The organism is Mycobacterium sp. NGS33, from assembly GCF_059812885.1.
In genome coordinates this window covers 17304-35614 of sequence record NZ_JCALDN010000026.1, presented here as the reverse complement: position 1 = coordinate 35614, position 18311 = coordinate 17304, and the positions used below count along the sequence as shown (strand labels likewise).

Annotated in this window: 9 protein-coding genes; 5 read left to right on the top strand and 4 right to left on the bottom strand. The window is 64.5% G+C overall.

From position 1 onward, the window contains the following. Positions 1-78: 78 nt before the first annotated feature. The gene (locus AC5Y5B_RS24060) at positions 79-630 is read right to left on the bottom strand and encodes a GNAT family N-acetyltransferase (RefSeq protein WP_008257489.1); all 552 of its coding nucleotides are present in this window, start codon (positions 628-630) and stop codon (positions 79-81) included. 264 nt (positions 631-894) lie between these two features. Between AC5Y5B_RS24060 and AC5Y5B_RS24055 the strand changes: the two genes are divergently transcribed. Both AC5Y5B_RS24055 and AC5Y5B_RS24050 read left to right on the top strand, forming a co-directional pair. After that, positions 895-5925 carry a non-ribosomal peptide synthetase gene (locus AC5Y5B_RS24055; RefSeq protein WP_008257486.1) on the top strand — a complete coding sequence of 1677 codons (5031 nt, stop codon included), beginning with the start codon at positions 895-897 and terminating at the stop codon, positions 5923-5925. A 19-nt stretch (positions 5926-5944) separates the two neighbouring features. Then, a complete protein-coding gene (locus AC5Y5B_RS24050) occupies positions 5945-10492 on the top strand; it encodes a non-ribosomal peptide synthetase (protein ID WP_008257484.1) in 4548 nt (1515 codons plus the stop codon). Positions 10493-10614: 122 nt separating this feature from the next. Here AC5Y5B_RS24050 and AC5Y5B_RS24045 read toward each other — a convergent pair whose 3' ends face one another. Continuing rightward, entirely contained in the window at positions 10615-11991 is a 1377-nt protein-coding gene (locus AC5Y5B_RS24045; protein WP_170320569.1) for a SagB family peptide dehydrogenase, read from the bottom strand. 399 nt (positions 11992-12390) lie between these two features. On the opposite strand from AC5Y5B_RS24045, the gene AC5Y5B_RS24040 reads away from it, so the two are divergent. The 3 genes from AC5Y5B_RS24040 (at position 12391) to AC5Y5B_RS24030 (ending at position 15185) form a co-directional block, all read left to right on the top strand. Next, entirely contained in the window at positions 12391-13098 is a 708-nt protein-coding gene (locus AC5Y5B_RS24040; RefSeq protein ID WP_008257479.1) for a YoaK family protein, read from the top strand. Between the two features lie 529 nt (positions 13099-13627). Then, the gene (locus AC5Y5B_RS24035) at positions 13628-13834 is read left to right on the top strand and encodes a hypothetical protein (RefSeq protein ID WP_225331673.1); all 207 of its coding nucleotides are present in this window, start codon (positions 13628-13630) and stop codon (positions 13832-13834) included. Between the two features lie 16 nt (positions 13835-13850). Further along, positions 13851-15185 (top strand): MATE family efflux transporter, encoded by a 1335-nt coding sequence (locus tag AC5Y5B_RS24030; RefSeq protein ID WP_008257475.1) that lies wholly within the window; start codon positions 13851-13853, stop codon positions 15183-15185. Between the two features lie 217 nt (positions 15186-15402). On the opposite strand, the gene AC5Y5B_RS24025 is transcribed toward AC5Y5B_RS24030, so the two are convergent. Further along, the gene (locus AC5Y5B_RS24025; RefSeq protein WP_008257473.1) at positions 15403-16818 is read right to left on the bottom strand and encodes a sensor histidine kinase; all 1416 of its coding nucleotides are present in this window, start codon (positions 16816-16818) and stop codon (positions 15403-15405) included. Further along, positions 16811-17536, bottom strand: coding sequence for a response regulator transcription factor (locus tag AC5Y5B_RS24020; protein ID WP_008257471.1), 726 nt, complete (start codon positions 17534-17536; stop codon positions 16811-16813). Before AC5Y5B_RS24020 ends, AC5Y5B_RS24025 begins: the two co-directional genes overlap by 8 nt. Positions 17537-18311: the final 775 nt, after the last annotated feature.

The following is an 18311-nucleotide window of genomic DNA, read 5'->3' as shown; positions in this document are numbered from 1 at the left end:
GTAGGCTAACATAAGCTCCTCGCCTTCGGGGGATCGCACCGGCCCGCCGTCCGGGTTTGGGGCGGCGCTTGGTCGGCCCTATCGGTCACGGATCATGAGGGCGGCGCGCTTGTTTGGCAGATCGAGGTCCGTGATGCGCTGAAACCCGGCGTGGTCGAGCACCCGGAGCACCCGCACATTGTCAACGTCGGGCTCGGCGACCACCCGTGCGGCCAGCGGATCCGCCTCCAGTTGCCATGACGAGACCGTGCGTAGCAGGTCCACCGCCAGCCGCCGTCCGCGGCACTCGGGTGGACCCAGCAGCATGTGCACGCCTGCGTCGTGCTCGCGGGCGGGGTAGTAGTCGGACAGCGGATCAAGATCGGCGCGGTAAAGCTCCCAGTAACTCATCGGGACGCTATCCAACAGACCCAGGTACGGAACCGAGTGTGCGCTGGAGTGCTGTTGATGCAGATAGGACGCAATCCGGACGCGGGACCACGGCTTCCGCCAGAATCGCGCCACCTCGGGGTCGTTCATCCAGCAATGCATCAGGTCGAGGTCGCCGTCGGGGTCCAGCCGGCGCAGCGAGAATTCGCCCGCGAACACTTCATGATCAACCGCGGCGCGGCATTGCTGCAGATCTTGCATCTGCACCCGTGTACCTCCCGACCAAAGGGGCCCTGTAGTGCGCGACGAGCACATAAAGCGATGGGCGATCCGATCTCGTCGCCGCGGCAGGCGCACGAGCCCTGTAACTTAGTGAAGGCTAACATAAGCCCGCAGTCGCGGTAGGGTGCCGGCGACGAAGGGATCGTTACTGCGTGTCGTGTCGTTCGGGTTCCGGATCTGGGGTGTAGGACGCCCCATGCTCGGACCGATCCGGCGAACTGAATAACGGGAGTGAGGCGAGCCATGGCCGACGACGTCAAGACTTTGGAGCAACGTCGCCTGGAACTGCTACGTAGGCGCATCGCCGAACGCGGTCTGGCGGCGCGGGAGTCGGTCGAGCTGGTGCGGATCTGTGCGGGAGAACGTTACCGTCTGTCGCCCGGCCAGCGGCGGATGTGGTTCCTGCAGGCCATGGACACAAGCGACGTTACGCTGAACATTTGCGTCGCCTACCGGCTCACGGGCGCCCTGGACGAGGCACGCTTGCGCGCCGCCTTCAATCAGGTCGTTGCCCGGCACGCGATCCTGCGTACCACCTACGCGGTGGACACCGAGGGTGAGCCTTATCAAGTGTTTTCCGATGGCGTTGAGATCGGTTGGCGAACAGATGATTTGACCCATCTTTCAGAGGAGGACCGCGATCGCCGGGTCCAGGCGCTGGCACGAGACGAGTTCGGCCGGTCATTCGACCTCACCGAGGAGCTTACGCTGCGGACAACCCTGATCCGCTCCGGCCCAGACGAATTCGTGCTGTTCTTCGTCGTACACCACATTTGTTGGGATGACGATTCCTGGGCTGTCTTCTTCGGCGAGCTGAGCGCTGCCTATAACGGTCTTCAGTTGAATAGCCGTGCGCCACAGTTCGTTTCGGTCGCGGTGCTAGGTAATGAGGCGGAACCCGCGAGTGCCGACGTCGGTTACTGGGCGGACACTTTGCGGCCGTCACCGGATCCGCTGGAGCTTCCCGGTGCGGCTGCCGTGCATCCGTCCAGGCAGGCCGATCGTCGGGCTCGCGCCCTTCCCGCCGGCTTGTTCGGCAGGGTCGAGGATTTTGCCCGAGACCGCTCCGCTTCACCATTTATGGTGTTGTTGGCGGCCTTTGGCGTGCTGATACGCCGCTATACCGGCGCAGCAGATTTTGTGATCTCCGTGCCGGTCACCGGACGCAGCGCCCCGGCCGAGGGGGCGATCGGGTACTTCGGCAACACGCTGTTGCTGCGGATCGTCGTTCGACCGCACGACACGTTCACCTCGTTCGTCGACGCGGTACGCGAAACCTGTTTTGCCGGGTTCGCCCACCAGTCCGTTGGCATCGATCGAGTGGTGCGCGAAGCCAACCCGGAGCGGGCAATGGGGCACGATGGCATGGACCAGCTGGTCCGCTTGGGTTTCAGCATGCGCAACAGCGCAAGTGGATTGATACTGGACGGTGTCACGGTAGGACAACTCGAATTGGGCGCGGTAGCCGCCCAGCTTCCGTTGGCCTTGACGGTTGTGCTCGACCCAAAGGGAGTATCGGTCGAGCTCGAGCACCAGACCGACGTGTTGAGCTCGGCACTCGTTGATCAGATGCTGACCCATTATCTGCAGCTGTTGAACAACGCCCTGGCCGAACCCGAACGTCGCCTAACCAAATTGGACCTGCTCGGCGCCGGCGAGCGGGAAGCCGTCCTGGCGCAGTCGCACGGGGAAGTTGTCGCCACGCCGGCCACCACGATGGTCGCGATGCTTGAAACAGCCGCGGCCGTCGCTCCCGACGCGGTCGCGCTAGTTTCCGACGCGGGTGAAGTCACCTATGCCGACCTGCATGCTCGCGCGAATCGTTTGGCGCGCTGGCTTATCGGACGAGGCTTCGGTGCCGAGGACGTCATCGGGCTGCGCATGACCACGTCGATAGAGTTCATCGTCGCGCTGCTCGCCGTGCTGAAAGCCGGTGCGGCCTACCTGCCGATCGACCCCGCCTATCCCGACGACCGCATCCAATACCTTGTCACGGATGCCCGACCCCAGACGGTTATCGGGCGACAGGAACTCGACGCCGCCGAAGACGCCGCCGCACAGTTGTCGGACGCCGCGCTCACCGATGCCGACCGGCTACGTCCGTTGCGTCCCGACCACTTGGCTTACGTCATCTACACTTCCGGTTCCACCGGGCGGCCCAAGGGCGTGGCTGTCTCGCACCGCGCGATCGCCGAGCACGTGGATGGTTTCATTGCCGAGTGGAGCGTGACCGGAGAAGACCGGTGGCTGCAATCGTCGTCGGTGAGCTTCGATGCTTCACTGGCAGACATCTTCATCCCGTTGTCGCTTGGCGCACAGCTGATCGTGCCCAGGCCCGAGGCCTTCGGTGACATCGATTACGTTGCCGAGCTGATCAATCGCCGCGGCGTCACCGTGCTCCACATGGTGCCCTCCATGCTGAGCACCCTGCTAATGCTGCCGCAGGCCAGCCAATGGCGGCAGTTGCGTCATGTGCCGGTGGGCGGAGAAGCGCTTCCCACTGAGGTAGCCGACAAATTCGCCAGCTACTTCGACGCGGAGCTACGCAATCACTATGGCCCGACCGAGGCCGTCGTGTGCTCGACACACAAGCGGGTCGCGGGGTCGCAGGGCGCGCGCGTAGTGCCGATCGGCGTGCCGAACCGCAACGTCTACGCCTACGTGCTCGACGAGCAGTTGCAACCGGTGCCCGCGGAGGTCGTCGGTGAGCTGTACCTCGGTGGCATTCAGTTGGCGCGTGGGTATCTCGGTCGTCCCGGGCTGACCGCGCAGCGATTCATCGCCGACCCTTTCAATCCCGGCATGAGGCTGTATCGATCCGGAGACCTGGTCCGCCGCAACATCTCTGGCGACCTGGAATTCGTCGGCCGAGCCGACGAGCAGGTCAAGATTCGTGGCTTCCGCATCGAGCTCGGCGAGGTCGAGTCCGTCATCAAAACGCATCCAGCGGTGCGGCACTGCCTCGTCGCCGTGGAAGACACCGAGGCTGGGCCCATGCTGGCCGCGTACCTGGTGCCAGCGGCTGATGAACACCTCTCCGCCGACTTAGATCTCGATGAGATACGCGCACATGCCGCCTCGGCGCTGCCTGAATACATGGTGCCCAGCGCATTTGCAGTTATCCATGAGATCCCGCTGACTGTGAGCGGCAAACTGGACAAACGGGCACTGCCCGCACCTACGCCTATCGCTGTGCGCCGCTACCGTGAGCCGGCGACCGAGACCGAGCGCCGGATGTGCTCGATTTTCGCCGAACTGTTCGGCTGGGAGCGTGTGGGTGCTGAGGACTCATTCTTCGGGCTGGGTGGCCATTCCCTGCTGGCGGCTCGGCTGGTCGCGCAGATCCGTGCCGAATTCGGCATAGAGCTGACCGTTCGCGCCGTGTTCGATACGCCCACCCCGGCCGGATTGGCGGCTGCGCTGGTCGAGCAGTTCCGTGCCGAGTTCGACATCGACCTTGACGCGATGGACGCCGAGGACACTTTCGACGACGCAACGTCGGCTTGGCAATCGAGCCGCCCAGAACTCGTCGAATCGGTTCGCCCGGAGCGGCTCCCGTTGTCCTACTCGCAGCTCGCCGCGTGGTTCCAGTATCGGATGGAAGGGGCGGGGGACGGCTTTAACATGCCCTTTGCGCTTCGCTTCGACGGTCCCCTGGACATCGTCGCCCTCACCGAGGCGGTCAACGACGTCGTTAAGCGCCACGACGCCCTGCGCACGAACTTCGATGAGCACGAAGGCGTTCCGTATCAAATCGTGCACCCGATCTTGCAGTTGGAACTAAAAGTCCGGGAGGTCACCCCGGACGGCTTCGATGACGCGGTGGCGCAGCAGCGCCGGCACGTGTTTACGCCCGAGTCGGGGCCGTTGATTACGGTCACCCTGTTGGCGCTCGGCACGGATACGCATGTGCTGTTGGTGGTCGTTCACCACATCGTCAGCGATCACGCCTCTCTGGGGATCTTCTTTGACGACCTCGTCACCGCCTACCGCGCGCGGCACCAAGGGCAGGCGCCGCAGTGGACCACATCGCCGATCCAATTCGTGGACTACGCGCTGTGGCAACGAGACGCATTCGCTTCCCTATGGGGACAGGCTGAGCTGGCGTATTGGCGTGACGCCCTCGCTGGGTTGCCCGACGAGGTCTCGGTTGCCCACGATTATTCCCGCCCGCCGGCGCTCGGAAAGCGTGGGGAGGTGGTGACTTTCACCGTGCCCGCCACCCGCCGGGCGTCCTTAACACAGCTCGCCGAGCAAAATGGCGCCAGCGAGTTCATGGTTTACCAGGCCGCCCTGGCGGTAGTGCTGCACAAGCTCGGCGGAGGGACGGACATTCCGCTCGGCAGCCCGGTCGCGTCCCGTGTCGAACCGATCACGGCTAATCTGATCGGCTTGTTCGCCAACGTGGTGGTGCTGCGCAACGATCTGTCCGGTGATCCAAGCCTGCGCACCATGCTCACCCGTAGCCGCCACACGGTGCTCGACGCATTCGCACACCAAGAGCTGCCCATCGAACGTCTGGTTGAGGCTCTCAACCCACCGCGCTCACGGTCCCGAAACCCGCTGTTTCAGAACATGATCCACTTTCGCGGAGAGGATTGGGCGCTGATACCGCGCCCTCTCACCGAGACCGGCGGCACCACGGTCGTACCGCTTCCGATGGACTTCGAGGTCTCACTACTGGATCTGGACGTGGGCATGAGCGTGACGCCGGCCGGTGAACTCGACGTGCGCGTCGTCGCCAATGCCGATCTCTACGAACCTGCGTCGGTTGCCCTTATCGCCGCCGCTCTGAACGCAGCACTCGATGCGTTCGCGACGGCGCCGGACCGTCCCGTGTCCAGCCTGGAGTTGCTTCCCACGGATGATTTGGAGAAACTTTTCGCCCCGCCGGCCCCGCCCATCGCTGCGCCCTCGAAACCGGCCACCGCAGGCTCGGTGGAAACCGAGCGGATCCTCATCACCTTGCTAGAGGAATTGCTCGACGTCACCGGTCTCGATCGCGACGACAACTTCTTCGCGCTCGGCGGTGACAGCATCATCTCCATTAAATGGTCGGCGCAGGCCACCGCGCAGGGACTGGCCTTCACCCCGGGAATGGTGTTCGAGTACATGACCATCGGCGAGCTGGCCGCGGCGGTCGACGCGGCAGCGGGTCAGCCGGCGGCCGAGACGGATTCGCCGCCGAAGCAGGAATATACGCCGATGAGCGCGTCGGGCCTGACCCCCGATGCGTTGGCGCAACTCAACGCATCCTGGCTCAACCAGTCGTGACGGCACCCGTGAGGTATTTGTGACCACAGCTCCGCCGCAGATCGAGGACGTGCTCGCTCTCAGCCCTTTGCAGGAAGGGCTGTTTGCGTTATACCGATTGGCGCAGGACAGTATCGACCTTTACAGCATGCAGTTCGTCGTCGATGTCGACGGACCAGTCGATCTCGAGCTGCTCCGCCGCAGCGCTCAAGCCATGCTGGTCCGACACCCGAATCTGCGCGCCGCCTTCTGGGATCGTGATGTACCGAAGCCCGTGCAGATCGTGCCCATGCAGGCCGAGCTGCCCTGGTCCGAACGGTTCGCACCGCCAACGGAATTCGATGCCATTGCACGATCGGAGCGGCGCCGCCCGTTCGATCTGAGTCGTGGACCGGCATTGCGGGTTGTGGTGCTTGGCACTCCCGGCGAGACCAGGCGCCGGATGATTTTCACCGCCCACCATATTCTGGTTGACGGCTGGTCTCTCGCCGTGTTCTTCACCGAGATGCTCACCGTGTATCGGGCGGGAGGATCGACCGACGGGCTACCGAGCCCGCGCCCCTACCGTGACTACATCGTCTGGCTTGCCCAGCAGGACAGGGCGGCCGCGACCGCTCAGTGGATGACGTATCTGCAGGGTGTGTCCGGCCCGCTCATGGTGGCGGATGGGACCGTCGCCGCGGGCGAGGGCGTGCCGGAAAAGACCGAATTGCTGTTGCCTGCGGCCGATACGGTGCGGCTGCGACAGTGGGCGGGTCGCAACGGTCTTACCCTCAACACCGCGGTGCTATTCGCGTGGGCGGTTGTGCTCAGCAGGCTCACCGACCGTCGCGATGTCGTTTTCGGCACCATCGTGTCCGGCCGGCCGGAAAACCTGCCCGGCGTGGAAACCATGGTCGGACTGTTCATTAACGCCGTGCCGGTGGTGCACCAGGTGAGCACCGCCGACTCGGTGGTGGAGCAATGCGCCCGCTTGCAGCGCGAGTCGTCGGCGATGCGCGACATCGGTTATCTCAGCCTGTCGGAAATCCAGCGTGAGCATGGCCGGGGAACCCTATTTGATTCGCTATTCGTCTTCGAGAACGCACCGATCGAGGACGCCATCCGGACGGTGACCACACCAGACGGAGCCCGGTTCAGTCCGGTAGAGATGGAGAGTCTCACGCACTACCCGTTGACTGTGGTCTCGCACATGCGAGACGACGCGCTGTTGGTACTGGTCGAGGCGATTCCCGAGGCACTTCCGCATCTTCGGCCCTCCCAGATCGGCGAGCGCTTGCTCGCCGTGCTGCGCCAACTCCCCGATATTGGCGACGACACCCCCGACACGCTGGATATCCTCACCACGGCGGAGCGCGCCGAGTTCGAAGGACTTGCGACGCGGCCGCTACCCACTGCGGAGAGCACCTCGGTGTGGGAGACATTCGAGCGGCAGGTCCACGCCACACCGCATGCCGTCGCCCTAACTACCGGCGGTGGTGACTGCTATACCTATGCCGAACTACACGCGCACGCTTGCCGGCTCGCGGGGGAGTTGGCCGAACGGGGCATAGGACCGGAAAAAGTCGTTGCGCTGGTGCTGCCGCGCTCGACGAATTCCATCGTCGCCATCCTGGCCGTACTCGCCGCCGGTGGCGCCTATCTGCCGGTCGATATCACGTTGCCGAACGCTCGTATCGAATCTATTTTGCGGCAAGCAAATCCGGTACTCGCCATCGCCGAAGCCGGCTACACGGAGTTGGTAAGCGGCCGGGTCAACACAGTGGTGATCGACGAACCCGCTGCCGCCGGCCGCATCTCGCAACGCGCAGCCGCCAGCTTGGCGGTTCGCCGGCACCCCGAGCACAGCGCGTACGTCATCTTCACCTCGGGCTCGACCGGTGAACCCAAGGGCGTCATCGGCACCAATGCCGCTTTACTCAGCTATTTCGCTGACCACCGCGACCGTGTCTACCGGGCGGCTTCGGCACGCCTGGGCCGCCCGCTGCGGATCGCCCACGCCTGGTCCCTGAGCTTTGACGCCTCTTGGCAGCCCATGGTGGGCCTACTCGACGGGCATGCGATCCACCTGTTCGACGCCGAGGAGATGCGCGACGCAGACCGGCTGGTGCAAGGGATGGCCGCCAACCAGATCGACATGATCGACACCACCCCGTCGATGTTTCTGCAACTGCGTGCCGCGGGACTTTTGGACCACTCTCTTTCGGTGCTGGCCCTCGGCGGTGAAGCAATCGATACCGCGCTGTGGGAGCAATTGCGCGCTCCGTCGCCAACCGCGGTCTACAACTGCTATGGCCCCACCGAAACGACGGTCGAAGCGGTGGTGGCACCGGTCACGGAATACCAAAAGCCGACGATCGGCACCGCGAACGCTGGAACCGTCGGTTACGTCCTGGATTCGGCGTTGCGGATGGTGCCGGACGGTGTGGTAGGCGAGCTCTATCTGTCCGGGGCGCAGCTGGCCCGTGGCTATGTCGGCAGGTCTGCGATGACCGCGGCTCGCTTCGTGGCGGACCCGCTGCGTCCCGGCCAACGCATGTACCGCACCGGTGACCTGGTACGTCGCCTGCCGCACGGTGGATACTCCTATGTGGGACGCTGCGACTGCCAGGTCAAGATCCGTGGCTACCGCGTGGAGATCGGTGAGATCGAGGCGGCCCTGCGCGGTCAGCCGCAGGTGTGCGATGCCGCGGTTTCCGTTCTGCGTCGCGAGACCGGCGCAATTCTGGTGGGTTTTGTTGTGTGGCAGGAGGATGTGGCTGCCGACCTGATACAGCTGCGTACCGCGCTCACCGAACGGCTGCCGCCTTACATGGTTCCCGCCCGAATCGTGGCGATACCTCAGCTGCCGGTGAATGCGAACGGCAAGCTGGATGGCCGTGCATTGGACCGGCTTGCCGAGGATGCGCTCTTGCGTGTCACTGAAGGCGGGGCGGCATCGGCGTCCACCGACACCGAACGATCGCTGTGCAAAATATTCGAGGAACAGTTCAACGGCGTAGTGCCACACGTCGACGACGACGTCTTCTCGCTCGGGTTAGACAGCATCGTGGCGATTTCGTTGGTCCATAAGGCGCGGCGGCACGGCCTGTCATTGAGTCCCCGGATGCTATTCACCGCACCGACAATTCGCCAACTCGCGGACGCGTTGGACCTAGCAGCCGAATCGGGCACCGCCCTCGAGGCCGTCGAATACGGCGAGGTTCTGCCCCTGCCGATGGTGTCCTGGCTCTACGAGTACGGAAACTACCGCCGGTTCACCCATACCGTTTTGCTGCGATTGCCGTCTGAAATCGACCGCCCCTCAATCGAGTCGATGCTGCAGTTGTTGTTCGACGGGCACGACACTCTGCGATCGATTCTGGTTGAGACCGCCGGGGGACCGCGCCTTGTTACGCGCGAACCCGGCGTCGTCCGTGCCACTGATGTGCTTACCCGCGTTGAGCTACCCAATTCGTCCCGCGAGGAACTAAACACGGCCATAACAGATTCGGCGCGTAAGGTCACCGAGGAGATCGATCCCCATTCGGGTGCCATGGTGCGAGCGGTGTGGTTTTCCGGGGCCGTGCACGGCGAGCTGCTGCTGATCACCGCGCATCATCTTGCGGTAGACGTGGTGTCCTGGCACATCATTCTCGGCGACCTCGCTGGAGCTTGGCGCTCACTGACATCGGGCGAAACGCCAAAGACATTGCCAGAGTTTACTTCTTACCGACGGTGGTCGGAGCTGATGTGGCAGCGGGCCGCTACCGCCGAAGTGCAGGCCCAGCGCGATTACTGGAACGCCCAGGTTCAAGGGCCCGATCCTGCGCTGGGTAGGCGGCATCCTGATGCTACCCGTGACACGTGGTCGACTCTGCGGGTCACACGGGCGCTCATACCGATCGACGTCACTGAGCGCGTGCTCACTGCGCTCACCAGAGATAAGGGCATGGACGAATTCCTGCTGGCCGCGCTCACGATGGCCGTCGCGAGTTGGCGGCGTACTCGTGAACAAGATTCGGCGGCTGGCACGCTCGTCACGATGGAGGTCCATGGGCGCGCTGACGCCATTTTGGACACGGACACCACGAACACGGTCGGTTGGTTCACGACTGCATACCCGGTACGGCTCGGAGTGGGTGTGTCAGGCGTCGACGCCGAGCAGGCAGCAAGCGATCCGGCGGCGGCCCGAGCGCTATTCGATTCGGTGGCTGGCCATTTGAGTGCGATTCCGAATGAAGGCCTGGACTTTGGACTGCTTCGTTATGTGGACCATGTTCCAGAACTGCAGGATGCTGTCGAACCTCAGATCATGTTCAGCTACTTGGGTCGCCTCGACCTCGCCGGTGGAACGGATCAGCCCTGGTCCTTAGTTGCCGGCGACCAAGTCGACGTTTTGCCCGTCGACCCTGAGCCAGATCTGCCACTGCGTTTTGCGCTGTACCTAGCCGCGGCAGTACGGGGAACATCCGAAGGTCCGCAACTGACGGCTAACTGGCTCTGGAGCGATGCCCTGTTCGCGTCCTCCGACATCGACCGGCTAACGCAACTCTGGCAATGGGGCATAGCCGCGCTCGCGGCTGGATTGAATGAAAGCCCGGCGTAGAAAGTGGAAAAGAAATGACCCGCCGGTGAAGCTCAGCGTGGCAGGCCGGAATGCCTGCCCGTCATCGCGCCCCACTGCCTCGACGTCGCAGCATTGACCGACGAGGAGGTTCTCGCCGAGGGCTAGTTCGGGGCGGGTGACCCGACGATGATACTGCCGACGCTGCACTCCTGTAGTTCATCGACACCGGTGGCCGCGACGAAAGCGGCGGTATCACCGAAGCCTTGCGCGCACGCGCCGAGGCCCATCGCGGTCGCGGCCAGGTAGATCGTCTGCATGAGGACGCCGACATCTTTGAGGATGGCGGCATAGGCGATCTGCTCGTAGGTCCACATGATGCGACCGCAACGCGCAGCCATGACGACGAGCACTTGCGGCTCGGCACCTCCGGTGAGAGTTGCTGCGGCCGGTTTCAACAGCTGGGACACGGCCTTCGAATCTGGTCCAGCGACAGGGCGTAGGACATGGTCGAACGAGTCGTAGTGGTACATTGCCGGCTCGAGTCCGGCGACATTGCGCACCACAGGGTAGAGCTCCAGCTCATACAGACTGCCACCAGAAGGGTACGGGCGTGACACGAGTTCCTCCCCGTCAGCGACGAGTTCGGTTCTCCGCGTTCGCGCTGTGCGGTAGAGCAGTTCGGCCAACTGCCCAACAGTAATCGGGCGGGCGTCATCGAATGTCCTTGTGGAAACTCGGTCTTCGAGGACGGCCGTCAAAGTCGGGTCCTGCATTCGTTTGGCCGCCAGATCGGGAACCAGAAGGGCAATAGGCTCACCCGGATAATTCGTCCTGCGCGCGGGCGGCTGTGGGAATCGACCCTTCGCCCACTTGGTCGGGCCGAAACGCTCCCAGGTGACGGTGCGTTGCCCCAGAGTGCTGCGGCGGTGAAACCACAGATCCGGTGCGCTCCAGCTGAGAGCATCGAATCTGCTGTCTTCGGCGCCGAGGTTGGTGAGGATGCCACACCAGTGCAGATCCTCGATGAACCGCGAGGTGACGGCGCTCGGCACGCCTGAGACGTCTGCTGCAGGCCCGTCGAGCAGGACAAGCAGGCGTGAGTCGTGAATGCGCACATCACACCACGCCAGCGGATGCTCAAGGACGAAACCCTCTGAGTCTCGGTGCAGTACAGCAAATTTCGATAGCGCGAAGGACCGTGGCGACATCGGCGCCGGCCGTTTTGCGGGCCGCTCGAACGGCAGGATGGAGTAAAAATCGTTCTTTTCGTCGCGCACAGTGACCGTCAGCCAACCGCTCGTGGCGAGCTGATCTATCAGCGTGCCGACACCGCTTTCGTCTGTCGCCGTGAGTATCTCCGACAGCGTTGCCGGCCCGAGATTCAGCGTTTTGAGTGCCTGTAGCTGGCCAGGGGTCAATCGGGTCAGCTTCTCGCTGCGCGGAGGATTCAGCAGCACCGCTCCAGCGGGCGTGACCAAGCAGGTGACACCGGAACGGAACGCGAATCTCGTTTGGCCGGGGTATCTGACGTCGGGCAATCCGCGAACCCTTCCGCTTCCGAATTAATCCACCATCTCGACGCCCTCAGCGTAAGCGAGGCACAGTTCGTGCGGGTTAGCAGCTCCGGCGCGGGCTCACCAGTAAGCCAGCGGATAGCGTGCACGTGACGGGACCCGTCGCAAAACGAGGAACGCGAATCGCGAAGTGCACAATTGCCACGCGTAACACGGCGCTGCTGTTCGGTCTTCCGTGAGAACGGAAGGGGAGTATGACCATCAAATGGGTCGCTCCGGGCACGGCGGGGCGGCGGGTCGGTTGGGATGGGGCAATACAGTGGCCGCCGAGCCCCGCGCCGAGGTTTCCGCGCCCGCCTGGGGTCTTGATAACATTGCTGTGTTTGCGTATGTGGCCGACCGAGCACCGACAGGGTAGAGACGATGCCAACCTGGCCAATTCCCGAGACCTGGATCCCGCGGGTGGTTCTGCTCGGCTACAGCGGGTTGCTCGCCGCGGTCGCCGGATTCGTCAATTCGGTGGCCCTTTTGGTGTGGGCATTTCCGGTGGGCAACCTCACCGCCTTAACCACCAAGGCGGGTATGCATAGCACGAATCCTCTTATCTACCAGGGCCGGATGATCGCGGCGATCGTGTTCGGATTTCTATTCGGAGCCATTGCGGCGGGTGCGGTGCTGGCGGCCGTACGGACTATTGCTGGCCCTCGTCACGCTGCCGTCCTGCTGGCCGAAGCCGCGCTGCTGCTCGCCGCAGCTGGCGTTGAGCACCCGATCGGCAGAGCGCTCCTCGCCGCGTGCGCATGCGGGCTGCAGAACGGAATGACGTCCAATCTTCCGGGGATGCCGATTCGCACCACGCACTTCACCGGCACGATTACCGACCTCGGTCTGCTCTTGGGCCGCAGCCACCGCCACCGGGTGGACAAGTGGAAGGCCACCGTGCTGACGACGACCGTGGTGCTGTTCGTGGGTGGCGCAGCCGCCGGCGTGCTGCTTGGCAACCGGATTGGTGACCACGCGCTGATTCCCCCCGCCGTCGCCTGCCTAGCTCTGGCCGCGGTCATCATGCTGCAATACCGCCGTCGCGGCGCCCGCGGGGCTCCAGTGGCAGCGGTCGTCGAGCCCGCGTAGCGAGTCATCTCAGCTCGCCGGATCGCTCAGCAGCGACACGTGCACTACTGATGCCGAAAATCCTGTCGCAAGCGGTCATGCGCTGCCTCGCAATGTGCGCCCTGAGTGCCGGACATAGCAAGGGTAAGAACCCTGGTGCGGCTACGGGGGCCGGGCTTTATCCCAGCCACCACGACGAACATGCACGCTGAGGGGCAAAAACCTCCATCATGTTCGACGCCGACCACAGTCGTCCTGGCTGGTAGGCGGGCGACCACCACGCGACCGAGCGCCCCTAAACTGAGGTGGCACTCATTTCCCACGGGTAACGACCGACACCGGGTCGTTTCGCTCGCCCTGCCCCGCGCACATCGGCTGGCCACACCGCTGGACAACCCCGCGTTCGCCTGCCTGACGATACTGTCGTGGGTGTTGGGCTCGGCCGCCACGGTTGCCCGAAGCCGGCGGTGGTCGAGCTGGTCTATGCGGCGGTCGGAAACCGGCGGTGGTCGGCGCGCGCCCAGGGGAAGTGGAGAGCATCATCGGTATCGTGTGCACCACGCGACAGCCCGAGGTGGCGACGGTGGTTATAGAGACCGAGCCGCAACAGGGGTCGGTGCCGATGCGGGCCAAAGCCGCGGTGGATGCGGCCGCGATCATGTCGACGCTCGGCGGCGGGGACATGCTGGCCGCCAGCGATACATCCGCCGGTCCTGCCGCCGAAATGGTCACTGCCCTGGTCACGGCAGTTGCCTGACGAGCGCCCGGCGGCTGTGCCGCCGACAGGTCCGCGAAGCCGCCGCGTCGGCGACCTGGAGCGGAGCATCACCGGCCTGGCCCTGCCGGCGCTCGCGGTGCTCGCCGCCGAACCGCTTTACCTGTTATTCGATACTGCGGTGGTGGGCCACCTGGGTGCGGTGAGCCTGGCCGGGTTGGCCATCGGCGCCGTGGTGCTCGGCCTGGTCGGAGTCCAGTTCCTGTTCTTGTCGTATGGCACGACGTCACGCTCCGCCCGCCACTTCGGCGCCGGCGACCGGGCATCGGCAGTCACGGAGGGAGTGCAGGCCACCTGGTTGGCGCTCGGCCTGGGCGCGCTGATCGTCGTCATGGTGCAGGCCGCCGCGGCGCCGCTGGTGTCGGCGATCGCCGCACGCGGGCAGATCGCCGGCGCGGCGTTGCCGTGGTTGCGGATCGCGATCGTGGCCGCCCCGGCGATCCTGGTGTCGCTGGCAGGTAACGGGTGGATGCGCGGGGTGCAAGACACCGCGCGACCGCTGCGCTATGTGGTCGCCGGTTTCGGGCTGTCGGCACTGCTGTGTCCGTCGCTGGTGTACGGCTGGCTGGGCTTGCCCCGCATGGGCCTGGCGGGCTCGGCGGTGGCCAACCTGGTGGGCCAGTTGCTGACAGCATTGCTGTTCGGGCGCGCGCTGTTGGCCGAGCGGGTGCCGCTGCGGCTCGACCGCACTGTGCTGCGCGCCCAAGTGCTGATGGGCCGCGATCTGATCGTTCGGACCCTGTCGTTCCAGGTTTGTTTCATCTCCGCCGCGGCGGTGGCCGCCCGGTTCGGCACAGCGGCGGTGGCCGCTCACCAGGTGCTGCTGCAGCTGTGGGATTTAGCTGTGCTGGTGCTTGACGCGCTGGCGATCGCGGCGCAGTCGCTGGTGGGCGCGGCATTGGGGGCAGGCCAGACCGTGCGCGCCAAGTCGGTGGCCCGGCATGTGGCGGCGTATTCGCTGGTCGCCGCGACGTTGCTTGCTCTCGTGTTCGGCCTGGGCGCTCCGGTACTGCCCACGTTGTTCACTCACGACCGGTCAGTTCTGGACGCGATCGCTGTGCCGTTGTGGTTCTTGATCGCCCAGCTGCCGATCCAAGGGATCGTATTCAGCCTGGACGGAGTCTTGGTCGGCGCCGGCGACGCCAAGTTCATCCGCAACGCCACGCTGATCAGCGCATCGGCCGGGTTCTTGCCGTTGATCTGGCTGTCGTTGATCTTTGGCTGGGGACTCGCCGGGATCTGGTCGGGTTTGGGCACCTTCATGGTGGTGCGATTGGGTTTCGTGGGGTGGCGCGTCTTGTCCGGTCGTTGGACGGTGCCGGGCACCGGCTAATGCCCTTGTGGGCAATGCGCCGAAGTTTCGTGCACGGTTAGCCCAACGCCTCGTCGGCCAGTCGGCCTGCACGCGCACCGAACGACGGATTCCACCACCGCGAGCAGCCGCCACTCATCCCACGTCAGCTCATCACCCATTGTCGGCACTCACTGTGACTCGGTGACCGCGATGAATCGATACCGCTTCGCTGAAAAGCCGCTACAGGCCGCGCGGGTCAGACCGTGGGCCGCTGGTCGGCCCGTGCCGTCCGGGCTGTGCCATTCTGCCGCAAGGCGGGAAGTCGGGTGATGAATGTTGCGCCGTGGCCAGGAGTGCTGTGGGCGGTGATGGTGCCGCCATGGGCCTTGACCAGCTGGGCGACGACCGCCAGTCCGATGCCGGAGCCGTCGGCGCGCGCGGTGCGACTGCGATAGAAACGGTCAAAGATGTGCGGCAGGTCGTCGGCCGAAATGCCGGACCCGGTATCTGTGATGGTGAGTTCGGCCCATCCATCGATCTCGTGCAAGGTGAGGGTGACTGCCCCACCGGCGGGCACGAACTTCAGCGTGTTGGTCAGCTGATTGGCGACGATTTGGGCAACTCGCACCGGGTCCGCGTCAACCCATACCATGTCGAGGTCGGTGCGCACGGCTATTGCAGCTTCGTCGAATCTGCCGGCCAGCGAGTCCGCGGTGTCGGCCACGGTGCTGGTCAGTGAAATCGGATGCCGCTCCAGGGTGAACGCGGCAGCGTCGGCGGACGCGAGCGCTTCCAGGTCGGCGACCAAGTGGGTCAAGCGCAGGGTTTCGTTATGCAGGGAGCGGATGACGCCGTCGGTGGGTTGGCGAATTCCGTCTTGCACGGCCTCGAGTTCACTGCGAAGGATTGCCAGCGGCGTGCGCAACTCGTGGGCGACATCCGCGGTGAAAGCGCGGCGCAGTTGATCCTCTTTTACGAGGTGTTCGACCATGGTGTTGAAAGCCTTTGCCAACTGCCCTATTTCGTTGTTAGGAACAGTGCTGGCGCGTCGGTCCCGATGTCCGGCGGCGAGAGCGCCGGCGGCGCTGGTTAATTCGGTGATGGGTTTGGTGGCGCGCCGGGCGGTGTACACGCCGACGAGCAGCGCTACCAACGCCGCGATCAGCGCGCCGGCCACCAGTAGCCGGTTGACCGATGAATGGAATTCCTTGTCTACGGTAGATACTGAGCCCTGCGGTACGCGGACGACCAGGGTGCCGACCGGCCTGCCCGCGACAACAACGGGCAAGCTGCGGGGTGGTCCGAGACTACCGGCGGCCATCATTTTGCGATGCATCTCGGGTGTGCCGGCATCAGTGTTGGCGTCGGCCACTGACCACACTCGACGACCAGACGCATCGTGAAGTTCGGCCTCAGAGCCGGTCATGATCACGGTAGGCGCGATGCGGTTCAGCGAGACGGGATTCCAGGCATCGTTGCGGCGATAGTCGGCGGCAAACAGCGCCACCAGCTGCTCCTGCTGAGCGTGTTGCTGCTTATCGAGGTAGTCCTGGAACCGTCCGGCGAAGGCCGTGTTGACCAGGACCGCGGTCAGCAGGGCGGAGCCGACGCCGAGCGCGGCGAAGGCGAGGGCGAGCCGGCGGGCGAACCGGCCGGGTAGCAAGCTAGGCATCGCGGTCGAGTGCGAATTTATAGCCGATACCCGGCACGGTAGCCACCACCTGGAACGGTGCGGTGTCGCTGAGTTTGCGGCGCAGGTTCTTCACGTGCACATCGATGGTGCGTTCGTAGGCATCAAATGCGTGGCCCTGGATGCGGCCGACGAGTTCCAGCCGTGTCCAGGCCCGTCCCGGCCGGGACGCGAGCGCGGCGAGCAGATCGAACTCGCTCCGGGTGAGCTCGACAAGCGCATCGCCGGCACGCACTTCGCGGCGATCGGTGTCGATGCGTAGCCGTCCATCCCCGTAGGAGATATCGGTGGACGATTCGGTGGCCGAAGGCCGACTGCGGCGCAGTACCGCCTCGACGCGGGCCACCAGCTCGCGCGGACTGAATGGTTTGACCACGTAGTCGTCGGCTCCCAGCCGCAAACCGGCGACTCGGTCGTTCTCGCTGGCCTTCGCAGTGAGCATGACGATTGGAAGGTCGCTGTCCTTTCGCAGCAGGCGGGCCACTTCGTCACCGGGCAAGCGGGGCAGGCCGAGGTCGAGCAGCACCAGATCAGGGCCCGCGGTCCGGGCCAGATCGAGGGCCGTTTGGCCGTCGGCGGCTTCGAGCACCGCGTAACCCTCGCGTTCGAGGTATTCGCGCACCAGGGTCCGCAGTTTCTTCTCGTCGTCGACGACCAGTACCGTGGGGCTCACGAGTTCACGGTAGGGCACGCCGATCACGGTTTGCTGGCAAGGCGGTTGTTCGAGCGGGGCCGAAAGCTCGTGCCTTTGCCGTTGAATTTGCACATCATCCTGCTGCTGTTCGTCGCGCCTCCGTCTTGCTCGTCGCCGTCGTTCCCGACCCGACGCCGTCGGCGTCGACGTGGTTGTCGCGCGACGACCACCTGCCAGGTGTCTGAGGCGATTCCTCCGACAACCGGGGTGAAGGACATCGGCTCGACAAGAAACCACACCGGCCGCATATCGCACGCTCATCGGTTCTTCACATCCCCGGCATACGTTTGAAGTCGATCCGAACCCCGGATCGCACGCCGAACGGAATCTGTGGAAAAGGAATTCAACCATGACCATCTCAATGCGTCGCGCCGCGCCGTTGTTTGCTGCTGCCACCGCCACGGCAATCTTAGGAATCGGCGTCGCCACCGCCTCCTCCGCGTCCGCCGAACCCAGTGGCTCCGGCTCGGGCAGCGTCTTCGGCGGGTCGGCTGGCGGGGTGCAAACCCCGTTTGGCGGGGGAAACTTCGGGTCCAACACTTCTGGTGGAGTGCAAATCCCGGGCCTGCAACACCCGTTCGGCGGGGGGAGCGTTGCCGGCGGGTCGAGCACCTCTGGCGGCGTGCAAACCCCGATTGGCGGGGGAAACATCGGATCGGGCACCTCGGGCAGCATTGGAGTGGGGCATCCCCGCCATCGTTGAAACCGTTGAACGCATACTTTGCAGCCCAGGCGACCGATACCTCGGGAAGCCGGACAGAACCGTACGAATTGATGACCG

Excerpts from the sequence above, each read along its gene's own strand:
- AC5Y5B_RS24060 (WP_008257489.1), bottom strand. The coding sequence starts at position 630 with ATGCAAGATCTGCAGCAATGCCGCGCCGCGGTTGATCATGAAGTGTTC.
- AC5Y5B_RS24055 (WP_008257486.1), top strand. The coding sequence starts at position 895 with ATGGCCGACGACGTCAAGACTTTGGAGCAACGTCGCCTGGAACTGCTA.
- AC5Y5B_RS24040 (WP_008257479.1), top strand. The coding sequence starts at position 12,391 with ATGCCAACCTGGCCAATTCCCGAGACCTGGATCCCGCGGGTGGTTCTG.
- AC5Y5B_RS24025 (WP_008257473.1), bottom strand. The coding sequence starts at position 16,818 with ATGCCTAGCTTGCTACCCGGCCGGTTCGCCCGCCGGCTCGCCCTCGCC.